Here is a 20,387-nt window from a genome sequence, read left to right as displayed (position 1 = left end):
ATCACCCAACGGGCAGCGGCGACCCCGTCGGCACGGCGGGGTCGCGCGGGGCCACAGGGCGCGTGGTCGGGGTCGGTTGCGGGGCTGGCACAGGCTGCGGTGCCGTTTGGGGCACATCTCCCACGCGGCGGTCCACTTTGCCGGCTTGCTCCACATCTGCCATTGTCACTTTTTGCGGCAACACCGCCAGTTTCCATGGCATTTTTCCGCGCATATAGCGCGCCGCCAATCGCTGAACATCGGCGGCAGTAACGCTGTTATAATCGGCCTCCATCGAAATGGCATTTTGCGCAATGCGCGTATCGCGTGTCGCCCCGCGCAGCACATATTGCCAAAAGGCGTTGCCGGTGGATGCCCGCATCAACTGCTCGCGCAGCGGCCCCAAATGACGCGCCAATTCGTCCGCGCTCAGTGGGTTGGCGATCAAATCGGCGGAAATATCCGCGACAATATCGTAAAATGGCGCGATATCTTGATAGGATAGCAAGCTCAGCGCCATGATATAGCCGCCGCTATTCCCAAAGGCAGTGGGCCAATTGCTTTGCACCATCGGGCTATAGCTGCTGCCCTGTTCCGACCGCAGACGGTCAAACAAGCGGTCGCTGAACACCGACGCCAAAACCTCCAACGCGCGGCTGTCCCTTGTGTCTTGCAAGCCGCCACTGGTCGGCCATGCCATGACGGCGGCGGCCTGTTGGCCATCGCCATTATGATGCACAACGGTGGGCTGCGTGCCGGCCTTGGGGAAACGCACCAGCGCCCCAGCTTCCGGTTCCACACGGGTGCGCGGCGACAAAGCCCCAAAGGTCGACGCCAGCAAGGCACGATAATCGACCCCGCGCAAATCGCCGAACAACTGCACCTCAATGGGCCCGCTGGCCAACAAGGGCTGCCAAAATGCCTTGAAACTTTCCGGCGTCAGCGCCTCAATCTCTGCCTTGCTGGGCGGAGTCCAACGCGGGTCATTGTCGGACAACAGGCCGCGCAATTGCGCATCCAGCACCGCATTGGGCGTCGCTTCGGCCAGATCATATCCGGTCAACATACTGACCCGCATCCGCGCCACGGGCGCCGCATCCCAGCGCGGGTGCGCCAATTTCTGGGCCAACAGCGTCAATTGATCGGCAATGTCCGCCGTGCTGCTTTCGGCGGTTAATTCAAAGGCGTCATCCTCGACCGCAAAATTCATCTGAATCTGGCGACCATTCATCGCCTCGTCCATGTCGTTCAATCCCCACGGCCCGACACCGCTGGCCATCAAGGCATAATCGCCCGACCACAGCAAATTGGGTTTGTTTGCCGTCTGGCTGCGATATCCCGACCCAAAGCGCACGCGCACACGCACTTTGCCGGGTTCAATCAAATTGTCGGTCACCATGGCGCGCACGCCATTGGACAAATGCAATTGGTCCAGCCGCATCCCCGCCATCCGCTGTTCCGCGATCACCGATCCCGCGGGGCCGATGCTGGGCAAATCGCTAAACTTCGCGCCATTGCTGCTCAGCCGTTGGTCAATGGGGGTAACGGGCGCATCAAAGGCCGCTTGCAAGGCCGCCGTGCCGCCCTCGACCGGCGTCGGCGTAATCAGCACCAACCGCTTGACCTTGCCCTGATATAGCGCGCGCGTCACCGCCAACAACTCGTCCGGTGTGGCGCGCGCGCGCACCTGTTCAAAGATATTCACATGGGTCTGCGGGCTAGCGACCACTTCGTTGATGTCCACACTATTGACCAGATCATCCGCCAAACGCGCCCCTGGTTCATTGCTGGCATTTTCCAATTCCTTGCGCAAATAGGCCGCAATTTCATTGGATTCGCGGTCAATTTCGGCCTGTGACGGCGCGGTTTGCAGCGCGTCGGCAATCACCCCGCGGGTATCCGCCAGCGCCGCCTTCCAATCCCCAACTGGCACAATATTGACCAAGGTCGTGTCCACCGTGCGGCTGGTATATTCTTGGCTGGCCGTCGCCACCAAAAAGCTGCCGCCGCGCCGCGCCTGATTTTCCAAGCGGCGGTTCACCAACGCTTGCGCCAAATATTCCATATAAAGTCGATAGGTGTTGTCCAGCGTATCCACCCGCTTCACCCAGGGCCGTACCCAGCCCAGCGACAAGCCCACCGGCTGGCCCGGTTCGACAATATTCAGCACCTCCGGCGCGGACACATCCAAAGCGCCCTTATCAGGGTCGGCGGGCGCTGGCCCTTTGCCGCGCCAATCCCCAAAATAGCGTTTGATCAACTGCTCAAACAGCACAGGGTCGCCATCGCCCGATATCACCACCACCGCGCGGCTGGGCCGATACCAACGGTCATGAAAGGCAGAAACCGCCTCTGCCTCGGCGGACGACAGCGATGCCACCGTGCCGATCGGGCGGCGATCGGCCAGCAATGTTCCCGCCATCATATGGCCGACCAATTGTTCGGAGACCCGCGACTGCGGCCCGTCATTTTCGCGCAGTTCCGCCATGGTCACACCGCGTTCGGACCGCACCGAAACATTATTAATGGCGGGCGCGCGCAACATACCCGACAGCAATTTCATGCTTTCGTCCAAGCTGGCGTTGGTCGCGCTGGGCAGGTCCAATTTATACACGGTGTGGGTCGGCGTGGTCACCGCATTGGAATCGCTGCCAAAACTAACGCCAAAACGTTGCCAAATGCGCTTGGCTTCGCCATCCGGAATATAGGTCGACCCCCGAAAGCTCAGATGCTCCAGCAAATGGGCATAGCCGCGCTCCGCCTCTGTTTCGTGCAGCGACCCGACATCCATGCGTACGCGAATGGCGACTTGGCCGGGCGGCACTTCATTGCGCCGCACCGCATAGCGCAGGCCATTGGGCAAAATACCAAAACGCCACCCCGCATCGCGCGGAATATCCGATCCGGCATAGAGCCAATCCTGATCCGCCTTGCGCTGAACCTGCTGCTGCGGCGCTTTTTCCTTCGCCAACATTGGGGTCGGGCACAACAAAGCGGCCGCTGCAACCGACAGAATCAATTTGTGCTGAAAACGAAATGCGCGCCGCGCGAAATATTGAACCATATATATTGCTTATCGCCATGAAACCTGTCTGGCTAATGAACTTGTTGCGGAAAAAGCAGTTCCGCCCCGCCCCCAATAAAATGCCGCTATATAAGGCAATCTTTGCAACGCATCGCATCTATGGTTAATTTACACCGGAAATGAATGATTTTGCCGTCGCCGCTCTTTTGCCATCACACAAGGCCCCAACATGACCAACCCGCCCATCGCCGCCCTGATGCAAATGACCAGCGGGACCGATCCTGACGCCAATTTGGCGCACATCGCCTTGGGTATGGAACAAGCCGCAGCACAGGGGGCGGTCATGCTCATGTTGCCCGAAATGTCGCTGTTGCTCGACAGGGACCGCCAGCGCGCCGCGCCCCACATTTATACGGAACAAGACAGTCCGCACCTGCGCGAACTGCAAAATCTGGCGCGCCAACATCGGCTGTGGCTGCACACAGGGTCGATTGCGTTTCTGGCACAGGACGGCCAACGCCGCGTCAACCGCACCCATGTCATCGACGCAAATGGCCAGATTCAGGCCCGCTACGACAAAATCCATATGTTCGACGTATCCCTGCCGACGGGCGAGGCTTGGACCGAATCCGCCCTATATGACGGCGGCAACCAAGTGGTGGTGGTGGACACACCTTTGGGCAAAATGGGCCTGAGCATTTGTTATGACCTGCGCTTTGGCGAATTATACCGCCGCTTAACCGATATGGGCGCAGAAGTGATCGCCATTCCGGCCGCCTTCACGGTCCCCACGGGCGAGGCGCATTGGCATGTCTTGATGCGCGCCCGCGCCATTGAAACCGGTTGCCATGTCTTGGCCACCGCGCAATGCGGCCAGCATGCCGATGGCCGCTCTACCTATGGTCACAGCTTGGCGGTGGCCCCATGGGGCGAGGTGATTGGCGATGCTGGCGGCGATGCCGATGGTTCGGCTCAGGATGCCGGCTTTCATATCCTCTACGCCGCCATAGACCCACAGCAACGCAGCACAGCGCGCAGCGCCATCCCCTTGGCCCGTTCGCGCGCCATGCGGGCGGTCACCCTATAAGTCGCCGTCAACGAAAACCCCGCCTTGGGGGTCAACTACGCCGCACGGTCTTGAACAATTCCGATGTCACGGGATATCCCATGCCGTCGGGAATGCACAAATGCGTATCGCCCTCGCGGTCTTCCAGCCACGGCGTAATCAATTGCGGCGGATAATCTGCGGCATGGCGCGAAAATTCGCTAAACAGCGGCGCGCTGGCCAAGCGTTCCAAATTGCGGCGCGTTGGGAAAATAACATCCACCTCGCCGCGATCGGCCATATCCAACGTATCGCGGGCGCTCGCCCAAAATAAATGGCTCAGCTCCGCTTCCTCAAAGCTCAGCTCCGCATGCTCGCTAGGCGCTTGAACGGCGTAAAATCTTGTATCAAAGGTACGGGCTTCTTTGAAATTCGGGCACCAACGCGCAAAGGGAACCAAGCTATCCAAAGCGATCTTCTCGCCGCGATGCTCCAAAATTTGCGACAATAAACCACCGTTTAACAAGCTACGCCGAACCTCGTCCAGCTTGGGCCCTTGCAGGCTGTCCCAGCCCACCGCCATACCCGTTTCTTCCAATGTTTCCCGCAAGGCGGCCACCCGCGCAGCGCCATCGGGGTCGCCGTCGGCAAAGCCATGTTGGCGCGCGACCAAATAATCATCGTCATCCAGCCGGCCACCGGGAAACACTATCGCCCCCGCCGCAAAGGCCATGTTCGACGCCCGCTTGACCAGCAGGATTTCGTCAGGCCCCGCACCCTCTCCCGGGCGCATGATCACCAGCGTCGCTGCTGGAATGGCATTGTCCGGCAGGGATGCTTGCCCGTCGCGCTTTTTATTTGTCATGGCCCAACCCTATCCAGCCGCAGGGCGCTTGTCACCCCATCAATAGCACCAAGTCGAACACCGCATCGGATCAGCAAAAGGCTCGTTCCATCACCCACCGAGCGTCCATCATGCAGCCATTGTTCGCGATAAGCATTTCTTCCCATGATATCGCAGCCGCTATCGGACGACACGGCACAAAATATCTATTCTGTTCGGGGAGAGCGCGGTGGGCATAACCGAAATTTTGGGCGTTGCAGGCAGTCTCAGCCTCTTGGCCGGTTGGCGTCTCTATCTGACCGTCTTTGTGACGGGGGTTGCCATGCATTTTGGCTGGCTGCCCTTGCCCGAACATCTGCAATCGCTGCAAGTCTTGGCAAATCCCTGGGTGCTGGGCATCGCGGCGGCGGGCACGGTGGCTGAATTTCTAGCCGACAAAATCGCATGGTTCGACAGTTTTTGGGATATGGTCCACAGCGTCATTCGCCCTGTCGGCGGCGCGCTCTTAACCTTGGCGGTCGTCGATGCCTCTGATCCTGTATGGCAAGTGGTGTCGCTGTTGCTGGGCGGGGGCGCTGCCCTCATCAGCCACGGCGCAAAGTCGGGCACGCGGGCGATGGTCAACCTCAGCCCCGAACCCTACACCAACGCCGCTGTGTCCGCGGGCGAAGACGTCGCCACAACCGGTCTGTTGGCTCTGGTCGTTGCTTTTCCCATGCTGGGGGTGGTCATCGCCCTCGTGTTGCTGATCGCGGCGATTGTGGTGATCATCGCGCTGCGCCGCCTCGCCCGCTCTGCACGGCGCTTTCTTAATCGCGAACCCAGTCAGGCGGTTGATAGGCCGTCACCCCATATTCAGCCGAGGTCCCCAACGCAGCCACCACTCCCCCCATATCATCCGACCATCCCTGACAGGGTGGCCATATAGGGGGGATGGCTGCAATGCTGGGCTGACCGCATCAAGCCGTCAGCATTTCCTTCAACGGCACGCTGGCATCCGCCAATTTCTCTGCCGCGATTTCCGCGCCGTTCAGCACCAACGCACGGCCCTGAACATAATCTTTGGTCGCGTTCACACAATCCAGCGCAATCACACGGCCTTGTTTCAAATAAACAATCGAGAAACTGCGCGCCGCCACATCCCCGCGCAGCACAGCTTCATCATGCCCTGTCGACAGGCCAACGGTTTGCAAACGCAAATCATATTGGTTCGACCAGAACCAAGGCACGGCATGATAATCCTGATCCGTACCGCAAATCGACTTGGCGACTACGTTGGCCTGATCATTGGCGTTCTGCACCGATTCCAATCTTATGGTCGCGCCTTCGGCAAAGCCATTGCTGTGCGCCGCGCAATCGCCAATGGCGTAAATATCGGTCAAGCTGGTGCGGCAAATGCTGTCCACATTCACACCATTGCCGCCCTCTGCGCCAGCCGCCAGCAAAGGCTCGACGGCGGGCACAATGCCAATACCGACAATCACCAGATCCGCAGGGATCACCTCGCCGCCCACCAAACGCACGCCGGTGACATGACCGTCGCCTTCCAGCGCCTCAATGCCCACACCAAGACGCAGGTCCACGCCGTGGCTGCGATGCTCTAGTTCATAGAATCGCGACAAAGGCTCTCCCGCCACGCGGGCCAAAACGCGGTCCAAGGCTTCTAGCAACACCACTTTCTTGCCAGCCTTGCTCAACACCGCTGCGGCTTCCAAGCCAATATAACCGCCGCCAATGACCACAATATTCTGCGCTGTTTCCGACGCCCGTTTCATGGCATCCGCATCAGCGCGGGTCCGCACGCCCTGAACGCCAGCCAAATCGCCGCCAGGCAAAGGCAGAACGCGCGGCGAACCGCCCGTGGCCCAAATCAACTTGCCATAACCCACGCTCGTGCCATCGGCCAAAGTCACCTGATGCGCGTCGGCATCGACGGCCACCACTTTTTGGCCCAGCATCATGGTGATACCGCGTTCGTTCCAATATTTTTCAGGGCGCAGCAAAATGCGTTCAAATTCCTTTTCGCCCGCAAAATATTCTTTGGACAAAGGGGGGCGTTCATAAGGCAGTTCGGGCTCATCGCCGATAATCGCAATCGTGCCTTCATATTTCTGCGTCCGCAGCACCACCGCTGCCTGCGCACCGCCATGACCACCGCCTACAATCACCACGTCAAACTGCATCACGCATCCTCTTTCTATATCACCTTCTGCTTCGCCGATCAGCATGGGCCGACCAAACCGTACAGGGCATATCCTCCGCCTATCGCCGCCTGCCCTTGCACGGCCCGCCGTCTGACGCAAGTGCTAGGCCCCACGAACCATCGCCCATGAAACAACTACCAATATGGCAGCATATTCCGGCCATTATCCGTATAATTCAATTCGTTAAGTTTCCAATCACGATCCAATTTCCAATATTTACTACCACATAGGAAAGTATCACAACATAGTGTTAACCCTCTTGGGTCACATCTACTCCTCTAAATAGGGGGAAAACATGTTTCGTGTCGTCGAATGTATTGCCGAACAACATCAACACGGCCTTGTCCTATTGGCCGCTTTGGTGTGGATATTCGGCAGCATGGCCATGTTTTTGCTGCTCAAGCGTGCCACCGACTGCGTCGAGGCGCGCCGTCGCCGTTGGCTGCTCGTCACATCCATTGTCGCGGGGCTAGGGGTTTGGGCGACCCACTTTATCGCCATGCTGGCTTATGACGGCAGCATGCCCATCAGCTTTGGGCCTGGGCTGACGACCCTCAGCGTGGTGTTTGTCATCCTTGGTTTTGGCATCAGCTTGCAAATCATGGGTTCCAAACCCCATAGCGGTCGCTGCTTAACCGCCGGTATCGTCGCCATGCTGGGCATCGCCGCCATGCATTTCACAGGCATGTCTGCGATTATTGCTCCTGCATCCATTCATTATCAATGGTCGCCGATCATCACATCCTGCATTTTGGTGGCCCTTGCCTTCAGTGCAGCTTATTATAGCTTTTCCAAGCTTCAGGGCGCTTGGCAAATTGTCATCCCTGCGGCTTTTGCTATTTTTGGCGTCATCGCGCTGCACTTTACGGCCATGTCTGCCACTATCTTGGTTCCAGACCCCACGCTGGGCCTGACCAATATCGACACCAATCCGAATTGGCTGGTCGGCAGCATAGCCGCTGTCACCTTCACCATGATATTGGCCGTCATCATCAGCGCCATCGTCGACCGCATGTTAACGGATTTGCGTGGCTTAACCGAAGCGACCCTCGAAGGCTTGGCGATTATCAGCCACGGCCGCATTATCGAAGCAAACCACCAACTCGCGGCTTTGCTCAAGGTCGAACCACAGGATCTGATTGGCGCCGACCCCAATCATTGGTTCGAACCAACGGATGGAGAGCCTCTGCATCAACCCCGCACCCGCCCAGCAGAGGCCACAGTCGCCCGTCTCAATAGCGAGTTTATGATTGTCGAGGTCAACACCCATGATATCGAATATCGCGGAAAACAATGCCAAGTCTTGGCGGTCCGCGACCTCACGGCGCGCAAAAAGGCGGAAAAGCGCATCGCGCATCTTGCGGCCCACGACGCCCTAACCGACCTACCCAACCGCGCCCATTTCACCATGGTGCTGGATCAATTGTGCAAAACCGACGAAAATTTCGCTTTGCTCGCGCTCGACCTTGATCGATTCAAAGCGGTGAATGACGTGTTCGGCCATGCCGCAGGCGATGCGATTTTATGCCGTGTCGCGGCCCTGCTGCGCGATAATGTATCGCATTGCGACTTGGTGTCTCGCATCGGCGGGGACGAATTTTTAATCATCCAACGCCATGTTCATGGTGTCGATGACGCACAACAATTGGCCCAGCGCATTCTGAACGCCTTTGCCGTCGAAATGGATATTACGCGCGACCCGATGGCCGTCGGCGTCAGCATTGGCGTGGCGCTCTATCCCGACGACGCCCATCATGGCGAAATGCTGCGCCATCATGCCGACTTTGCGCTCTATCGCGCCAAGGACGGCGGCCGAGGAACCGCGCGTTTCTTCGACCAAGATATGGACCGTTTGGTTCGCGAACGCCGCAATTTGGAACATGATATGCGCCACGCCGTCGCGCGCGGCCAATTGCGCCTCATGTATCAACCCCTCGTGTCCACCGATGCGGGCGACATTATTGGCTATGAAGCCTTGCTACGCTGGGACCACCCCGAACGTGGAACGGTCGCTCCCAACCAATTCATCCCCATTGCCGAAGATATTGGTGCCATCATCCCCATTGGGGAATGGGTCTTGCGCGAAGCATGCAATACCGCTCGGCAATGGCCAGACCATATCAGCATTGCGGTCAATGTGTCGGCGGTTCAATTTCAAATGCCCAATCTTCCCGCCATCGTGGCGTCTGCTCTCCAAGATTCCGGCCTTGCTCCGCATCGGCTGGAACTGGAAGTCACCGAAAGCGTCATGCTGCGGGATCGGGATTCGGCGCTCAGCATTTTGCATCGCCTCAAAATGCTGGGCATCCGCATTGTCATGGATGATTTTGGTACCGGCTACAGCTCGCTCAGCAACCTTCAGGCCTTCCCTTTTGACAAGATCAAAATCGATCGCAGCTTTGTCAGCCAGTTGACCCACCAAGATAGCGCCCGATCGATCTTGCGCGCCATTGTGGGCCTCGGCCGCAGCCTCGACTTACCAGTGGTCGCAGAAGGCGTTGAAACCGATGCACAACGTAAAATTATATCTGACGAAGGCTGCCCGCAGGCCCAAGGATTTTACTTCGGCATGCCAGCCGCACCGGTTGAGATTGGATATTTTTCGGATCACATCCATTCTGAACCAGATGATATACCGCTGCGCGCTATGCGTTGAAATAAAGGTTACTTATATAACAATTACTTATGGAACACCGATGCGCGCAGCCTCCCATTTCACGAAACAGGGAAAAGTTCCATAAACTTTACTATAAAATTGCATCATTTTGAGGCCAAATTTAAATGCACTAAATTCAAATTGTTGGGGAAATACTACCGAAAGTGAACCTATGCCACATTCTCGCCTCCAACCCATCTGCTAACCCATGACTATAGCCCAATTCGGACGCTGTTTTTGGTGGAAAGACAGATCATGAGCAAGATGAGTAGGCCCGAGGAATTTCAAACCCATGCCGATAGCGGCTGGGCTAATAGTCGGCGTATCCGTGACCTTGAGGAACAAATTGACAGCCTGAGAGAGAGTATCGAAAAAATCTCCTCTGGGTCTTGGACATCCGCCACCCCTGCCCCTGCCCCCTTATTCGATGAAGCTAGTTCAGGCTTCCCCAGCAACTTCATCGGCTTTGCCGCAGAAAATAACGGCTTTACACACGCGCGCCGCACGCACCCAGCCATCGGCGACCCAGCCGACAAATTGGTGCTTGCAGCCCGCGTGCGTGACCGTATTCGCCAGCGGCGCAAGCGCGAAAATTTGTTTAGCGCGGAAATTTTCGCCGACCCCGCATGGGACATGCTGCTTGACCTATATGCCGCCGAACTCGAAGGCAGCGACGTTTCCGTTTCCAGCCTTTGTATTGCAGCAGCCGTGCCCACCACGACGGCGCTGCGCTGGATCAAGCTTTTGTCCGATCAAGGGTGGCTGATCCGCCAACAAGACCCCAATGACGGTCGCCGCATCAACATGCGGCTCAGCGACGAATCCCGCTCACGCCTCAATCGCTATTTCGAGGCCCTGCAAAGCTAGACATTTAACGCGATCCTCCCCCCGAGGATGGTCGGGGCGTTTCCACTTTTAATATGGAAACGCCCCGATTTCATATCGGCTATCCGTGTGCCAGCACCGCCAGCAACAATATCGCAACAATATTGGTGATTTTAATCATCGGATTCACCGCAGGGCCGGCCGTATCCTTATAAGGATCACCGACGGTATCGCCAGTCACCGCCGCTTTATGGGCTTCGCTGCCCTTGCCGCCGTGATGACCATCTTCGATATATTTTTTGGCATTATCCCAAGCGCCGCCGCCCGATGTCATCGACAGGGCAACGAACAAGCCGCCCACAATCACACCCAGCAACAAGGCACCCAAGGCTTCGAGCGCGGCCACCGGACCCGCCACCCACAGGATGATGAAATAGACGGCAATCGGGGCCAAGACCGGCAACAAGGACGGGATGATCATTTCCCGAATGGCTGCCTTGGTCACCAAATCCACCGTGCGGGCATAGTTGGGGCGGCTGGTGCCGTCCATAATGCCCTTATCCTGTGCAAATTGGTCGCGCACATCCTTCACCACATCGCCTGCCGCCTTGCCCACCGCAGTCATGCCCAGCGCGCCGAACAAATAAGGCAGCAACGCCCCCAGCAACAATCCCACAATCACATAAGGCGATGACAGGGAAAATGTCAGGGGTGCATCCAACCCTAGGGCCGCCGAATATTCGGTAATATCCGCCGTGTAAGTGCCAAACAACACCAGTGCCGCCAAACCCGCCGACCCAATGGCATAGCCTTTGGTGACAGCCTTGGTGGTGTTGCCCACCGCGTCCAGCAGGTCGGTTTTTTCGCGAACACTGTCATCCAGCCCCGCCATTTCCGCTATGCCGCCCGCATTATCGGTGACGGGCCCATAAGCATCCAGCGCCACAACCATGCCCGCCAAGGCCAGCATCGCAGTTGCGCCAAAGGCAATGCCAATCAGTCCCGCCACTTGATAGGTGACAATAATCCCCACACAAATGACGATGGTGGGCAGCGCCGTTGCTTCCAACGAAATCGCCAGTCCCTGAATGACATTGGTGCCATGCCCAGTCTCCGACGCTTTGGCGATCGACCGCACAGGGCGATAATTGGTGCCCGTATAATATTCAGTAATCCAAATGATCAGCGCGGTGATCACCAAGCCGACCATGGAACAAAAGAATAAATCTTCACCGCTGAAATTGGTGCTCGCAATATTGGCGCTCATATCACCCAATGTGTGGCTGATCGACCACCAAATGGCGGGAATGGACAGCAAAGCCGTGACGAAAAAGCCCTTATACATCGCCCCCATCACATTGTTGCTTTTGCCCAGCCGCACGAAATAAGTGCCGATAATCGACGTGATGATGCACACCCCGCCAATTAACAAAGGCAGGCTCATTAACGGCATCAGCGCGTCCCCCGCGCCTTTCAACAACAAAGCCATCAACACCATCGTCGCGCCGACAGTCACGACATAGGTTTCAAACAAATCGGCCGCCATGCCCGCACAGTCGCCAACATTGTCGCCCACATTGTCCGCAATCACGGCGGGGTTGCGCGGGTCATCTTCGGGAATACCCGCCTCCACCTTGCCGACCAAATCCGCGCCCACGTCCGCCGCTTTGGTAAAAATACCGCCGCCCAAACGTGCAAAGATGGAAATGAGCGATGCACCAAAGGCCAAGGCCACCAAGGCGTCCACCACGGTGCGGTCACTGCCGCCCACGCTATATCCGGCAAAGGCCGTCAAATAATAGAAAAAGGCTGCAATCGCCAATAACGCCAGACCCGCCACCAGCAATCCGGTGATCGCGCCCGCGCGAAAAGCCATCGTCAGTCCGGCCTGCAAGCCCGTCTGCGCTGCAGCGGCGGTCCGCACATTGGCCCGCACCGAAATATGCATGCCAATATATCCCGCCGCGCCCGACAAAATGGCCCCGATTAAAAAGCCCGTCGCCGAAATAGCGCCCAAGAAATAGCCGACCAAAATCGCCACCACCACGCCAACAATGGCAATGGTGCGATATTGGCGGCCCAAATAAGCCTTGGCCCCTTCTTGAATAGCGCCAGCAATTTCTTGCATTTTGGCGTTACCCGCGGGCGCACTCAAAACCTGTTTTGCTGTAATCAGACCATATAAGACGGCAAGAATGCCGCACGCTATCGCGATTAAAACCGGATCTAACAATGGTTATTCCTTCCCCAAAACTGGGGGTGGACCCATGTTTAACAGTCGAAAACGCCCCGCCTATTGTTGCTGGTGCGCCCTCTCCCTGATGCGACCACCCCAAATTGTTCGGACTTTCAGTTATGGAAAGAAAGATTGTTTAGGGCAAGTGCGCTTTTTCTATAGTCATCTGGCCCATATATTTTCCGATAATGATCGGATATTGCGTGGTTTTAGGGTCAGGGCCCATATATTTTACGTTCGAGGTTTGAGGCGATAGGCCGCAGGGCGAGGAGAAAAGCCGAAGGAATATGATAATATTTCAAGGATTTTCGACGAAGCCATGGGGCCTATCGGTCAAATCCCTACGGGACGCCGAAATGGCCTCGATCTCAGGCTCGTGCATCCGTGCGGGTAGCGATGCGACCCGCTGCATCCACCCCAAACTAATATCTTCGCCATTTCGGCGCCTCGAACGTGAAATATATGGGCGCTGACCCTAATGCATCCAGCCCAGCTTTTCTGGCAAAGAAACAGGGGAATTTCGGTATCGCAGTTGCAATCCGTCCCCAATGCTCACCTGCCCGACCCGCACCACATCCACACCGACATGGTCCGCCAGCGACAATATCTGCGGTGCCATGTCAGCACGCGCGGAAAATAACAGTTCAAAATCTTCGCCCGCCGTCGCCGCGGTCAAACAGGCATCAGGCCCGTCGCCATGGGCACGCACAAAGCTGGACGACAAGGGCACAGCGTCCAGTTGCAACGTCACGGCCAAACCGCTCGCCTGCGCCATGCGCAGCGTATCGATCAACAATCCATCCGATACATCCATCATCGCGCTGACAAAGGGCGCGGCTGCCTGCCCCAGCGCCAAGCGCGGTACGGGCCGTGCGTAAGCGGCATAAGCATCTTCCGCGTCATCCAACTGAATCTGCCCCAGCCTCAGCGCCAGACCCAGCCCCGCATCACCAATGGTGCCACTCACCCACAGATCATCACCCGCTTGCATAGTGCTGCGCAGCGGCGCACCACCCGCTGGTGCGCGGCCCAATGCGGTCAAGCCCAATGCGCGCGGCGCGCCCGCCAGCATCCGCACCGTGTCCCCGCCCAGCAATGGAACATCATAAGCGGCCAAAGCATCTGCCAATCCATCCGCAAATGCCCTGTCCCACGCCGCATCGCCAAGGCTATAACCCATCAATACGCCAACCGGCTTTGCCCCCTTGGCGGCAAGGTCGGACAGATTCACCCCGATCAATTTCCAAGCAATATCCTGCGGGCTGTCGTCGGGCAGATAATGTACCCCTTCCACGATCATATCGTGGGTCATCACCAAATCGCCCAGCACAGCCGCATCATCGGCCAAGCCTCTTGCGGCAGGATCACTGGCAATGGCCCGCAGACGGGCAATGAAATCAAATTCTTGGCTCATCCCGCCTGATCCTTTTGCCAGTCACACCATCCATCAGCCATGGCCCAAGGATAATGCGGCGGCGGATCAGGCGCGACGAAAATCTTCGCTTATTTGGCGCGCACGGCCTTGCCAATGGCGTCCAACAAACCATTGGCAAAGGCTGGTTCACGGCCACTGAAAAAGGCTTTGGCCACATCGACATATTCGCTCACTGCTGCGCCAATCGGCACATCTTCGCGGGCGATCAGTTCATAAGCACCGGCGCGCAAAATCGCCTTCATCGTGCGGTCCAGACGGTCCATCGACCATCCCTCTGCCAAACGCGCCGTAATCGCGGTATCGACTTCGTCCAGCCGCGCCAAAGTGCCCTTCACCACATCGTCAAAGAAAGGCACATCCGCGCCCGCATATTCTTCTTCTTCGATGGTAGCACCCAAGCGGTGCAGGTGAAATTCATGGATCAAGGCCGCCACGGGCGTGCCTTCCATTTCATGCTGATACAAGGCTTGCACCGCCGCGAGGCGGGCCGCAGAACGAGATATAGAGCGTTTCGACATAGTCACTTCATTTCAATTAAGGCGCTGGCTGACCGACAATGCGTGGGCAGGCAAGCCTTCCGCATCGGCCAAAGCCACCGCAGCGGGCCCAATGGCGGCCAAAGCGGCGTCATCAAGCGCCAGAAAACTGGTGCGTTTCATAAAATCTGTCACCGACAGACCACTGGAAAAGCGCGCACGGCGGCCCGTAGGCAGCACATGATTGGGTCCGGCAACATAATCGCCAATCGCTTCCGGCGTTTGGCGACCCAAAAACACCGACCCCGCATGGCGCACCTTGGCGAACAAAGCGTCCGCTTCGTCGGCATCCACGGCCAATTCCAAATGTTCGGGGGCCAGACGGTCGCACAGGGCAATTGCGTCGCTCAGGCTGGGCACCAGCACAATCGCGCCATTATCATCCCAGCTTGTCCGCATGGTATCGGCGGTCGACAGGCGCGGGATATGATGTTCCACGCCGGCCGCCACCGCATCGGCAAAGGCCGCATCATCGGTGAACAAAATCGACTGGCTGGTCGGGTCATGCTCGGCTTGGCTCAGCAAATCGGCGGCAATCACCAATGGGTCATTCTTCCCATCGGCCACCACCACAATTTCGCTGGGTCCGGCCACCATATCAATGCCCACCACGCCATAAACTTGGCGCTTCGCTTCGGCCACCCACGCATTACCAGGGCCCGTCACCACATCGACCGGCGCGATTTTCTCGGTGCCATAGGCCAAGGCCGCAATGGCTTGCGCCCCGCCAACACGCCAAATTTCGTCCACGCCCGCAATATGAGCGGCCGCCATCACCGTATGGTTCACCGCACCCTTGGGGGTTGGTGTCACCATCACAATGCGGTCCACACCCGCAACCTTGGCGGGAATGATGTTCATCAACACAGATGATGGATAGGCCGCGCGGCCGCCGGGCACATAGACACCCGCCGCGTCCACACCGCGCCAGCGTGCACCCAAGCGGGCCCCCGCTGCGTCGCGGTAATCGCGGTCTTCGGGCAATTGCGCGGCATGATAGGCACGAATACGCTCTGCCGCCAATATCAGCGCATCGCGCAATTTGGGTTCCAACGCATCATAAGCGGCGGCGCATTCCGCTGCCGAAATGCTCCACCCTTGTTCGTTCAAATCAAAATGATCAAAGCGCGCGGTATAATCGGCCAAAGCCGCATCGCCATCGCGCTTTACCGCCGCAAGAATCGCCGCCACATCAACCGACACATCCGACGCGCTTTCGCGGCGGTCATTCACCAAGGCCGAAAATTGCGCTGCAAAATCGGCGGCGCTGGCGTCAAGCCGCAGCATCATCAGCCCCTTGCGCCGCCGCCGCGCGGAATTGTTCCACCAAGGCCGGAACTTCGGCGGATCGCAGCTTAAACGCCGCGCGGTTGACGATCAAACGCGCCGACACTTCGCTAATCACCACCTGTTCGCTCAGGCCATTTTCCACCAAGGTCCGCCCTGTGGATACCAGATCGACAATATGGCTGGCCAAATTCAGCTTGGGCGCAATTTCCATCGCCCCGTTCAGCTTAACGCATTCCGCCTGAATCCCCTGCCCCTCAAAATAGCGGCGGGTGATGTTGGGATATTTGGTGGCGACGCGAATATGGCTCTCGCTCATTCCCGGCGGCGCGCTATTTTCCGGCCCTGCCAAGGACACACGGCAATGGCCTATGCCCAAATCCACAGGGGCATAAAGCTCGCTATAATTAAACTCGTCAATAACGTCCGACCCGACAATGCCCATCTGGGCCGCGCCGTGCGCGACAAAGGTCGCCACGTCAAAAGCGCGCACACGGATCAAGGATATATGGGGATGATTGGTCCCAAAAATCAGCGCACGGCTTTTTTTATCAAAGAAATCGGCGGCCGGTTCGATGCCCACACGGGCAAGCAACGGCAAAGCCTCGTCGAGGATGCGTCCCTTGGGGATGGCAAAGATGATAGGATCGGGCATAAGCGTGTGGCACATAGTGCGAACGGGAGAAAAGGGCAATGCAAGACCGCGATCTTTCCAACCCAAATGCGCATCCAGCGGATAAAAATTCCGCCGCCCCGCCATCTGCGCCCGCCACCCCCGTGCCGTCATTGTCGGTCGCACAAGCCTTTGCCAATCAAGTCGACTATTGCCGCGCCAATGGCGCCCCCATCACCGCGCGGGTCGTGGCGGCGATCGCCCAATTGCTGGGCGAGCCACATAGCCTTTTTGCGCACCGCATGGCCCATTGGGCCGGCAATGCGCTGGCCGATGCCCTCCCCTTGCGCGCCGCAGCGGGCTTTCATGCGCTGCATATGGCCCATCAAGCCCCCGACCTTGCACCCATTTATGCCGATGCCACGGGGGTCAATGACGCGCTGATCATCAACGCTGTCGCCCGCCGCTTTGACGCGGAACTGCTAACTTGGCTCGACAGCCCGCCCCAAACCAACGAAGCAGGCCGCTCCAGCAGCTTCATCGCCGCCATGTTGTGGCTGACCCACCAAGGCTGCCCCGCTCGCTTTGACGTCATGGAAATTGGGTCCAGCGCGGGGATTAACCTGATGATCGACCGCTATCATTATGATTTGGGCGGGGTGCATGTCGGCCCCCAAGACGCCGTCATGCGCCTTCAGCCCGAATGGCGCGGCCATCATCCGCCGCAACACAGCTTAGAATTCATATCGCTGGCTGGCTGCGATGTCGCGCCCATTGATTTGTGCGATGACGAACAAGCCAATCGCCTAAAAGCCTATATCTGGCCCGACAACCCCATACGCTTTGCGCGCCTCGAAGCCGCCATTGCGGCCGCCCAAGCCAAGCCGCCCAGCCTGTCGCGCATGAACGCCGCCGATTTTGTCGAACAACAATTGCGCCGCCCCCAGCTAGCTGGGACAACGCGGGTGCTGATGCACTCCATCGTCTGGCAATATATTCCGGACGACCAGCAACAGCATATCATCCTTGCGATGGAAGCCGCAGGGCGCGCCGCCACCCCGGACCGCCCGCTCGCATGGATTTCCCTCGAAGCGAACCGCAGCTTGTTGCAACATGAACTGATCTTGCGCCATTGGCCGTCCGCCCCGGAACCCCATAAGCTGGCACAAGCCCACGCCCATGGCGCATGGGTCAATTGATTATAAGCTCATAGGCCAGCATAGCCTATCGCCCGCGTCACAGGCGCGCGCGCAGCATGTCCATCATCTCATGCACCGGCACCACATGGGGCAGCGCCATCGGGGTTTCCCGCCATATGCTGTCCATCACATGCAAACGCTCCATCAGCCGCTCACTCGCCGCGACAATCCGGCGCATCGCTTCCGGCATATAATGACAAATAGCCCAATCGGCGGGCGTCACACCATCCAGCACCACCGCCCTATCATCACCGCGCGCACTGGGGTCCTCGGCGATCATCGCACGGCGGTGCAACAACCACGCCTGAACATGGGTTAGCCGCGCGGTGGTCAACATCACCTCGCTCATCACCGCTACGGTAAATTCGGGGTCATAGCCGCCAGCATTCATCACCTGCGCATGGGCGAACATCTGCTGCGCCTCATCGATCAGGATCAAGGCTTCGGAATACAGGCTTTCGATTTGCGCACGGCGAACAGGCGCCACATGCGCCCATTCCATCACCGGATTTGCATCACCGTTCCACATAGATAGCGGCATGACACAGCATCACCAAATTGCAATAGGACGCCCCACATACGGTCCTATACGTGCCAAAGCCGGACAATATGGTTTTTATCAAAAGATAAATTTATCAATATATTGACGGGAAACCCACATCGATCAGGCGATAATATCCGGCAATAATTGATCTTCGCACCACGCCATTTCATCGCGCAATTGCAGCTTGCGCTTCTTTAGCCGCGCCAATTGCATCATGTCGGGAATCGCTCTTTCAGACATGGCAACAATCGCGTCGTCCAAATCCCGATGTTCGATTTTCAGCGCCTCTAGCCGCTGTTCAAGTTCGTCCATAGTCACATGCTGCTGATGCCACGGCGTCAATCCATCCGCAATGGAAACCATCTGGTCGAATGGGGGAGATTTCGCCCCCAATCTATGATCTATTCAAAGTTCCAGTCGAGTCGAGAGGAGAAGAGCATGAGCAATTCCCATTTAGCTGCGCTGCAATCCCGCCACGCAGATATTCAGACCAAGATTGACAAAGAAGAGCGCCGTCCTGCGCCCAATATGACCCTGTTATCTCAGCTTAAAAAACAAAAGCTAAAATTAAAAGAATCCTTAGCCGGCGTATAAGCATCGCCAAAACACCCAGCCGGGCCGCACAGCGTCGCCCGGCTATCGGGCGGGGCCCCGCTTGATCTTTTCCCATTATTTCATCGTCAGAATGACAAGAGCCTATTGGCCAGATTTGTAGCGGCCAGAATCCAATCGCTATGGCCACACCAACCCGATTTGATGATCTGCGAATTGGCGAACGCGCATTTTGCTGCAAACACCCATCCGCTATCAGCTTTTTGGTGGCATCCCTTTGGCGTCATGGCAAACAGATTACCGATTGTTGGGCGGCATCAACATCCACCGCCCCCCGCCGCCAACGCTTGATCAACTGCGAAAGCCAGGCCGCCCCACACGCTTGTTCAAATCCACATAAGCTTCGTTTTTCGGGCTGGTGATTTCGACCTTGCGGCGCACTTGATTGGGGTCCACCTCGGCGTCAAAGGCCACGCCAAAGCGGCCCTCCACAACCCATGCCGCACGGCCACGCACCGCGCCAATATTGGGCAATTCAATAACCAGCCGCTCGCCCATCTCCACAGGCAGGGCGCTTTCCACCATAACCCCGCCCTTGGACAGGTTGCGGATACGCACGCGCTGCGGCGCATCCATATAGGCAAGCGTCAATGCGCCATGCATGAACAAGCTTTGGCGTTCGCCATTTCGTTCAGCATGCGGCGCTGGATCAGCGTCCGCGCAATGGTCATCTGGCAAGGAATCAGACATAATTTCAGATAGCATTGGATCGCATATTCCCCAATGAATATCTTATAATACTATCCTTGCCAGCGGCTGAACCAGCTTAATCATCGCGGGAAATGCGCTCATTCCGTTCGTGCCGTTCCTGCGCTTCCAGCGTCATGGTGGCAATGGGACGGGCGCGAAGACGACCCAAGGAAATCGGCTCACCCGTCACTTGGCAATAGCCATATTCACCCTCGTCAATGCGGCGCAGCGCAGCATCAATTTTGGCGATCAATTTGCGTTGGCGATCCCGCGTCCGCAATTCCAGCGCCCAATCGGTTTCGCTGGATGCCCGATCGGCCAAATCTGGTGCCATCAATGGCCCATTTTGCAGCGATGCCAGCGTGGTTTCCGATTCACTCAGGATGGATTTTTTCCAAGCGATCAACAGCCCGCGAAAAAATTCCTGCTGCCGCTCATTCATAAACTCTTCGTCATCACTCGGCAGATAATCCGAGTCGAGGTTAGAAATCGCCTTACGCAGCGCATCCGCGCCAATATCGAGGGTCTGAGTCTCCATGTCCGGCTCTATCATCCTCTTGTTTGCAGGGCACCGTTATGACGCCCAACGCCTTGTCGCGCCTAATAACCGTATGAAGTGATGGTGACAAGCCAGCAAAGCAAATCAAAATGTGCTTT

General features: G+C 57.5%; 18 protein-coding genes. 6 read left to right on the top strand and 12 right to left on the bottom strand.

From position 1 onward, the window contains the following. Position 1 precedes the first annotated feature (1 nt). On the bottom strand, positions 2-3,043 hold the full coding sequence (locus LKO31_RS06715) for a M16 family metallopeptidase (protein ID WP_227689461.1): 3,042 nt from the start codon (positions 3,041-3,043) through the stop codon (positions 2-4). Between the two features lie 190 nt (positions 3,044-3,233). On the opposite strand from LKO31_RS06715, the gene LKO31_RS06710 reads away from it, so the two are divergent. After that, positions 3,234-4,091: a carbon-nitrogen hydrolase family protein gene (locus tag LKO31_RS06710; RefSeq protein WP_227689460.1), complete on the top strand. Its 858-nt coding sequence runs from the start codon at positions 3,234-3,236 to the stop codon at positions 4,089-4,091. 31 nt (positions 4,092-4,122) lie between these two features. Here LKO31_RS06710 and LKO31_RS06705 read toward each other — a convergent pair whose 3' ends face one another. Continuing rightward, positions 4,123-4,914, bottom strand: a complete 792-nt coding sequence (locus tag LKO31_RS06705; RefSeq protein WP_227689459.1) for an NUDIX hydrolase — start codon at positions 4,912-4,914, stop codon at positions 4,123-4,125. Positions 4,915-5,122: 208 nt separating this feature from the next. On the opposite strand from LKO31_RS06705, the gene LKO31_RS06700 reads away from it, so the two are divergent. Next, entirely contained in the window at positions 5,123-5,821 is a 699-nt protein-coding gene (locus LKO31_RS06700) for a DUF4126 domain-containing protein (protein WP_227689458.1), read from the top strand. Between the two features lie 31 nt (positions 5,822-5,852). Here LKO31_RS06700 and LKO31_RS06695 read toward each other — a convergent pair whose 3' ends face one another. After that, positions 5,853-7,076 carry an NAD(P)/FAD-dependent oxidoreductase gene (locus tag LKO31_RS06695; protein ID WP_227689612.1) on the bottom strand — a complete coding sequence of 408 codons (1,224 nt, stop codon included), beginning with the start codon at positions 7,074-7,076 and terminating at the stop codon, positions 5,853-5,855. Between the two features lie 316 nt (positions 7,077-7,392). On the opposite strand from LKO31_RS06695, the gene LKO31_RS06690 reads away from it, so the two are divergent. After that, the gene (locus tag LKO31_RS06690; RefSeq protein ID WP_227689457.1) at positions 7,393-9,753 is read left to right on the top strand and encodes a bifunctional diguanylate cyclase/phosphodiesterase; all 2,361 of its coding nucleotides are present in this window, start codon (positions 7,393-7,395) and stop codon (positions 9,751-9,753) included. Between the two features lie 255 nt (positions 9,754-10,008). Next, complete coding sequence (locus LKO31_RS06685) at positions 10,009-10,620, top strand: helix-turn-helix domain-containing protein (protein WP_227689456.1); 612 nt, start codon at positions 10,009-10,011, stop codon at positions 10,618-10,620. A 79-nt stretch (positions 10,621-10,699) separates the two neighbouring features. On the opposite strand, the gene LKO31_RS06680 is transcribed toward LKO31_RS06685, so the two are convergent. The 5 genes from LKO31_RS06680 to hisG form a co-directional block, all read right to left on the bottom strand. Beyond that, positions 10,700-12,811, bottom strand: coding sequence for a sodium-translocating pyrophosphatase (locus LKO31_RS06680; RefSeq protein WP_227689455.1), 2,112 nt, complete (start codon positions 12,809-12,811; stop codon positions 10,700-10,702). 478 nt (positions 12,812-13,289) lie between these two features. Then, positions 13,290-14,228 (bottom strand): thiamine-phosphate kinase, encoded by a 939-nt coding sequence (gene thiL / locus LKO31_RS06675; protein WP_227689454.1) that lies wholly within the window; start codon positions 14,226-14,228, stop codon positions 13,290-13,292. 89 nt (positions 14,229-14,317) lie between these two features. Next, entirely contained in the window at positions 14,318-14,767 is a 450-nt protein-coding gene (gene nusB / locus LKO31_RS06670) for a transcription antitermination factor NusB (RefSeq protein ID WP_227689453.1), read from the bottom strand. A 12-nt stretch (positions 14,768-14,779) separates the two neighbouring features. After that, complete coding sequence (gene hisD, locus LKO31_RS06665) at positions 14,780-16,075, bottom strand: histidinol dehydrogenase (RefSeq protein WP_227689452.1); 1,296 nt, start codon at positions 16,073-16,075, stop codon at positions 14,780-14,782. Beyond that, positions 16,059-16,727, bottom strand: a complete 669-nt coding sequence (gene hisG, locus LKO31_RS06660; RefSeq protein ID WP_227689451.1) for an ATP phosphoribosyltransferase — start codon at positions 16,725-16,727, stop codon at positions 16,059-16,061. The genes hisD and hisG overlap by 17 nt, the downstream gene beginning before the upstream one ends. 38 nt (positions 16,728-16,765) lie before the next feature. Here hisG and LKO31_RS06655 point away from each other — a divergent pair, with 38 nt between their 5' ends. Further along, entirely contained in the window at positions 16,766-17,884 is a 1,119-nt protein-coding gene (locus LKO31_RS06655; RefSeq protein WP_227689450.1) for a DUF2332 domain-containing protein, read from the top strand. A gap of 37 nt (positions 17,885-17,921) precedes the next feature. Here the strand turns inward: LKO31_RS06655 and LKO31_RS06650 are convergent, their stop codons facing one another. After that, on the bottom strand, positions 17,922-18,425 hold the full coding sequence (locus tag LKO31_RS06650) for a DUF1465 family protein (RefSeq protein ID WP_227689448.1): 504 nt from the start codon (positions 18,423-18,425) through the stop codon (positions 17,922-17,924). Between the two features lie 123 nt (positions 18,426-18,548). Then, positions 18,549-18,740, bottom strand: coding sequence for a YdcH family protein (locus tag LKO31_RS06645; RefSeq protein ID WP_227689446.1), 192 nt, complete (start codon positions 18,738-18,740; stop codon positions 18,549-18,551). 126 nt (positions 18,741-18,866) lie between these two features. On the opposite strand from LKO31_RS06645, the gene LKO31_RS06640 reads away from it, so the two are divergent. Beyond that, positions 18,867-19,022, top strand: coding sequence for a DUF465 domain-containing protein (locus LKO31_RS06640; protein WP_227689444.1), 156 nt, complete (start codon positions 18,867-18,869; stop codon positions 19,020-19,022). A gap of 309 nt (positions 19,023-19,331) precedes the next feature. Here LKO31_RS06640 and LKO31_RS06635 read toward each other — a convergent pair whose 3' ends face one another. Together LKO31_RS06635 and dksA are read right to left on the bottom strand one after the other, a co-directional pair. Beyond that, positions 19,332-19,730: a PilZ domain-containing protein gene (locus LKO31_RS06635; RefSeq protein ID WP_227689442.1), complete on the bottom strand. Its 399-nt coding sequence runs from the start codon at positions 19,728-19,730 to the stop codon at positions 19,332-19,334. 76 nt (positions 19,731-19,806) lie between these two features. Next, entirely contained in the window at positions 19,807-20,268 is a 462-nt protein-coding gene (gene dksA, locus LKO31_RS06630; protein ID WP_227689440.1) for an RNA polymerase-binding protein DksA, read from the bottom strand. Between the last annotated feature and the right edge of the window lie 119 nt (positions 20,269-20,387).

This window comes from Sphingopyxis yananensis, assembly GCF_020687785.1.
Lineage (GTDB): Bacteria > Pseudomonadota > Alphaproteobacteria > Sphingomonadales > Sphingomonadaceae > Sphingopyxis > Sphingopyxis yananensis.
Note: the sequence above shows the minus strand (reverse complement) of the source record. Positions and strands in the feature narration are given on the sequence as shown.

What these genes read in the sequence shown, in the direction of transcription:
- hisG (WP_227689451.1), bottom strand. Translation starts at nt 16,727, where the DNA reads ATGCCCGATCCTATCATCTTTGCCATCCCCAAGGGACGCATCCTCGAC.
- LKO31_RS06705 (WP_227689459.1), bottom strand. Translation starts at nt 4,914, where the DNA reads ATGACAAATAAAAAGCGCGACGGGCAAGCATCCCTGCCGGACAATGCC.
- LKO31_RS06690 (WP_227689457.1), top strand. Translation starts at nt 7,393, where the DNA reads ATGTTTCGTGTCGTCGAATGTATTGCCGAACAACATCAACACGGCCTT.
- LKO31_RS06650 (WP_227689448.1), bottom strand. Translation starts at nt 18,425, where the DNA reads ATGCCGCTATCTATGTGGAACGGTGATGCAAATCCGGTGATGGAATGG.
- thiL (WP_227689454.1), bottom strand. Translation starts at nt 14,228, where the DNA reads ATGAGCCAAGAATTTGATTTCATTGCCCGTCTGCGGGCCATTGCCAGT.
- dksA (WP_227689440.1), bottom strand. Translation starts at nt 20,268, where the DNA reads ATGGAGACTCAGACCCTCGATATTGGCGCGGATGCGCTGCGTAAGGCG.
- LKO31_RS06635 (WP_227689442.1), bottom strand. Translation starts at nt 19,730, where the DNA reads ATGTCTGATTCCTTGCCAGATGACCATTGCGCGGACGCTGATCCAGCG.
- LKO31_RS06710 (WP_227689460.1), top strand. Translation starts at nt 3,234, where the DNA reads ATGACCAACCCGCCCATCGCCGCCCTGATGCAAATGACCAGCGGGACC.
- nusB (WP_227689453.1), bottom strand. Translation starts at nt 14,767, where the DNA reads ATGTCGAAACGCTCTATATCTCGTTCTGCGGCCCGCCTCGCGGCGGTG.
- LKO31_RS06640 (WP_227689444.1), top strand. Translation starts at nt 18,867, where the DNA reads ATGAGCAATTCCCATTTAGCTGCGCTGCAATCCCGCCACGCAGATATT.
- LKO31_RS06645 (WP_227689446.1), bottom strand. Translation starts at nt 18,740, where the DNA reads ATGGACGAACTTGAACAGCGGCTAGAGGCGCTGAAAATCGAACATCGG.
- LKO31_RS06685 (WP_227689456.1), top strand. Translation starts at nt 10,009, where the DNA reads ATGAGCAAGATGAGTAGGCCCGAGGAATTTCAAACCCATGCCGATAGC.
- LKO31_RS06715 (WP_227689461.1), bottom strand. Translation starts at nt 3,043, where the DNA reads ATGGTTCAATATTTCGCGCGGCGCGCATTTCGTTTTCAGCACAAATTG.
- LKO31_RS06655 (WP_227689450.1), top strand. Translation starts at nt 16,766, where the DNA reads ATGCAAGACCGCGATCTTTCCAACCCAAATGCGCATCCAGCGGATAAA.
- LKO31_RS06695 (WP_227689612.1), bottom strand. Translation starts at nt 7,076, where the DNA reads ATGCAGTTTGACGTGGTGATTGTAGGCGGTGGTCATGGCGGTGCGCAG.
- hisD (WP_227689452.1), bottom strand. Translation starts at nt 16,075, where the DNA reads ATGATGCTGCGGCTTGACGCCAGCGCCGCCGATTTTGCAGCGCAATTT.